Source organism: Ideonella sp. P3_A4 (assembly GCF_056403075.1).
This window is the reverse complement of sequence record NZ_JBFUGE010000558.1, coordinates 1-3,957: the sequence shown is the minus strand read 5'-3', so window position 1 is coordinate 3,957 and position 3,957 is coordinate 1. Positions and strand designations below refer to the sequence as shown.

Below are 3,957 nucleotides of genomic sequence, written 5' to 3'. Positions count from 1 at the left end.
CGTCGAGACGGTGCCGGGCAGCAATGCGCGCGTGGAGTTCGCCGTCCGCCTGCCGGGCCGGCGTGACGATGGCGCACCGCTGTGGTTGCCGATCGACGCCAAGTTCCCGCGAGAAGACTACGAGCGCCTGCTSGACGCGCAGGATCGCGCCGATCCCATCGCGGCCGAGATCGCTGCCAAGGCCATCGAGGCGCGCCTGCGGCAAGAGGCGAAGACGATTCGCGAAAAGTACATCGCAGCGCCGCACACCACCGACTTCGGCATCCTCTTCGTGCCGACAGAAGGGCTGTACGCCGAGGCGCTGCGCCGTCCGGGCCTGGTTGAAAGCCTGCAGCGGGACCACCGCATCACGCTGGCCGGCCCGACCACGCTGCTGGCCACGTTGAGCAGCCTGCAGATGGGCTTTCGCACGTTGGCGCTGGAGAAACGCAGCGCCGAGGTGTGGGAGGTGCTGGGCGCCGTCAAGAGCGAGTTCCAGAAGTTTGGCGACGTGCTCGCGAAGACGAAGAAGAAGCTCGACGAGGCCAGCAACCAGATCGAATTTGCCGAGACCCGCACCCGCATGATGGCCCGCAAGCTCAAGACCGTGGAGACCTTGCCCGACGGACGGGCACAGGCCTTGCTCGGCAACCTGGCTGAAGAAGACGCCGGCGCCGAGGGCGAGGTTTGAGCGCCGGCGACGCGCCGCCGGCGTCCAACCTGCGTGCCGCCTTGCCGGCGGTGATCGGCTCGCTGATCTGCGTGCACGCCAGCATGGCGGCCACGCGCGTCACCGCCAGCCTGTTGGTGCTGGACCGCGGCTACCCTGAGTGGATCGTCGGCGTGCTGCTGTCGCTGTTCGCGGTGGCGCCGATCGGCCTGTCGCTTTGGGCTGGCCGGCTGGCCGATCGCCACGGCCTGCATCGCCCCTTGAGCGTTGGCATGGCCATGGGTTTGGCTGGCTCGCTGGTGGCGGTGCTGACCCAGCACCCGGTGGCGTTGGCGGTCGCCGCGCTGGCGACCGGCGGTGCTGTGGCGGTGGCTGCCGTGGGCATCCAGCGTGAAGCCGGCCTGATGGCACGCGACGCCAGCGACCTGAAGCGCGTGTTCAGCTGGATCGCGCTGGGCCCGGCGCTGTCCAACGCGCTGGCGCCAGTGGTCGTCGGCCTGCTGATCGACCACGTCGGTTTCCGCGCGGGCTTTGTCTTCGCCGCGGTGCTGCCGTTGTTGGCGTGGTGGCTGGGGCAGCGAGTGCCGAAGGGCGCGCCGAACCCGATCTGGAAACCCGACGAAGACAGCCGCGGCCGCCCGCGCGGTGCGCTGAGCCTGCTGCGACTGGCGCCCTTGCGTCATCTGCTGCTGGTGAACCTGGCGCTGTCGTCCTGTTGGGACGCCCACAGTTTTGCAGTACCGGTGCTGGGTCACGCACGCGGCTTGAGCGCTTCCAGCATTGGCCTGATCCTCGGTTCGTTCGCGGTGGCCGCCACGATCGTGCGACTGGCGATCTCGCGCTGGGCCGATCACCTGGACGAGAAGCGGGCGCTGCGCGGGGCCATGGCGTTGGCCACGGTGACTTGTGCCGCCTACTACTGGCTGCCGGGCGCCGCCGGGATGATGCTGGGCTCGGCGCTGCTGGGGCTGGCGCTGGGTTCGGTGCAACCGATGATTCTGGCGATGCTGCACCAGGTGACGCCGGGCGATCGCCATGGCCAGGCGCTGGGGCTGCGCATGCTGGCCACCAACGCGGCCACCATCGTGATGCCAGTCAGCTTTGGCGCCTTGGCGGCGGCCACCGTGCCGGCCGCGCCACTGTGGCTGATGGGGTCGCTGGTGCTGGCCGCCCAGATGCCCGCGGCGCGCATCGTGCGGCCGCAGGCTTGACGGGTTGGCTCTAGAAGCGGATGTTCGGGCCGCTGGCCGGGCGCTCGGTGGTCGACGTTTCGGCAGGCGTCGCTGGTGCGGCGTCAGCCGCTGTTGGAGCCGCGGCTGGCTGGATCAACGGTGTCGACGCCGGGGCGCGGTAGCTGGGCGGAAGCTTCGATTCGTTCGGGTAGCCGGCTGCGTCCAGGTAGCTGTTCCATTCACTGGCGGTCACGCCTTTGAGCTGCTGCTGGCCGATGGCYAGCACCGGCAGCGTGGTCGTGCCCGTCAGGCTTTGCAGTGCGGTGGTGTCGGCAGAGGTGCTGCCCACCACTTTTTCGGCAAAGGGCACGCCGCGTTGCTGCAGCAGTTGGCGGCCCGCATCGCAAGGGCGGCAACTGGCGGTGGAGTACAGCGTGACGGGATACTTGGTCGCGGCCTGGCGCAGCTCTGCAGGCAAGCCGCTCAGATTCGGCGCACCGCCGCCAGAGCCGACCGAGACGGCTTRCACCTTCGCTGATCCACCGGTCGGCGGCGGCGTGTCGGAGTAGGTCACCTTGCCGTCCGGCCCGACGATCTTGTAGACCGCGTGGGCGGGCAAGGTCATCGAAGCGAGCGTCAGCGCGGCGGCAACCAGCCCCAGCGAACGGGCGAGCGGGAGGCGAGTGGTGGTCATGGCGGTCGAACCCTTTTGATGCAGACAGCAATCTAGCGGAAGAACTCAGGCGGCGATGCCCTGATGACGCAACAAAGCGTCAATGGTCGGCTCGCGGCCACGGAAGGCCTTGAAGCTTTCGAGCGCCGGCCGGCTGCCACCCACTTCGAGGATCTCGCTGCGGTAGCGTCGGCCGGTGGCTGCACTGAGCACGCCTTCTTCCTCAAACGCACTGAAGGCATCGGCGGACAACACCTCAGCCCACTTGTACGAGTAATAACCCGCGGAATAGCCGCCGGCGAAGATGTGCGAGAAGGTGTGGGCGGTGCGCGAAAAGGCCGGCGGCTTGATCACGGCCACTTCGTCGCGCACCTCGCCGGCGATCGCCTGGATGCGCTGCGGTGCGTCGGCCTCGGTGTGCAGCCGCATGTCGAACAGGCCGAACTCGACCTGGCGCAACGTCTGCAAGCCGCTCTGGAAATTCTTGGCTGCCAGCATCTTGTCGAACAGCTCGCGCGGCATCGGCTCGCCGGTTTCTACATGGGCGGTCAGGTGTTTGGCGACGTCCCATTCCCAGCAGAAGTTCTCCATGAACTGGCTGGGCAGCTCGACCGCGTCCCACTCGACGCCGGCGATGCCCGAGACGCCCAGGTCGTCGACGCGGGTCAGCAGGTGGTGCAGGCCATGGCCAAATTCATGGAACAACGTTATGACGTCGTCGTGCGTCAGCAGCGCCGGCTTGTCGCCGATAGGGGCCGCGAAGTTGCACACCAGATGTGCGATCGGCGTCTGTAGGTGGCCAGTGTCCGGGCGCAGCCAGCGTTCGCGCGCGTCGTCCATCCAGGCGCCCGGGCGCTTGCCGGCGCGGGCGTGCGGGTCGAGGTAGAACTCGCCGACCAGCGTGCCGGCCCGCTCGATGCGGAAGAAACGCACCGAATCGTTCCAGGTCGGGGCGTCGGCTGGGCGGATCGCGACCTCGAACAGCGTTTCGATGATGCCGAACAAGCCCTGCAGCACCTTGGGCAGCGGGAAGTAGGTTTTGACCTCCTGGTCGCTGAACGCGTAACGCGCCTCCTTCAGCTTCTCGCTGGCGTAGGCGACATCCCAGGATTGCAGGTCGGCCAGCTCCAACTCGCGAGCTGCGAAGTCGCGTAACTCGGCCAGATCGTGCTCAGCGCTGGCCCGCGCGCGTGTGGCTAGGTCGCGCAGGAAGGCCATCACTTCCGCCGGAGTACGAGCCATCTTGGGTGCGAGCGATACCTCGGCGTAATTGGCATAGCCCAAAAGCTGCGCTTCTTCCTGGCGCAGCGTCAGCAGCTCGGCCATCACCGGCGAGTTGTCGAGCTCGGCCGGGCCTTGCTCGCTGGCGCGGGTGACGTAGGCCGTGTAGAGCTTTTCGCGCAGCGGCCGGTGGCTGCCGTACTGCAGCACCGGGAAGTAGCTCGGGAAGTGCAGTGTGATCT

General features: G+C 67.8%; 4 protein-coding genes. 2 read left to right on the top strand and 2 right to left on the bottom strand.

Translation table 11 applies throughout. The features are described from left to right. The coding region (locus AC1DYI_RS28875) for a DNA recombination protein RmuC (protein WP_477207562.1) at window positions 1-670 on the top strand (670 nt) is incomplete at its 5' end. After that, window positions 667-1,860, top strand: a complete 1,194-nt coding sequence (locus AC1DYI_RS28870; RefSeq protein ID WP_477207561.1) for an MFS transporter — start codon at window positions 667-669, stop codon at window positions 1,858-1,860. The genes AC1DYI_RS28875 and AC1DYI_RS28870, both read left to right, overlap by 4 nt. 10 nt (window positions 1,861-1,870) lie before the next feature. Here AC1DYI_RS28870 and AC1DYI_RS28865 read toward each other — a convergent pair whose 3' ends face one another. Both AC1DYI_RS28865 and AC1DYI_RS28860 read right to left on the bottom strand, forming a co-directional pair. Then, the gene (locus AC1DYI_RS28865) at window positions 1,871-2,515 is read right to left on the bottom strand and encodes a glutaredoxin domain-containing protein (RefSeq protein ID WP_477207560.1); all 645 of its coding nucleotides are present in this window, start codon (window positions 2,513-2,515) and stop codon (window positions 1,871-1,873) included. A 45-nt stretch (window positions 2,516-2,560) separates the two neighbouring features. Then, window positions 2,561-3,957: M3 family metallopeptidase (locus AC1DYI_RS28860; protein WP_477207559.1), on the bottom strand; the 1,397-nt coding region annotated here is incomplete at its 5' end.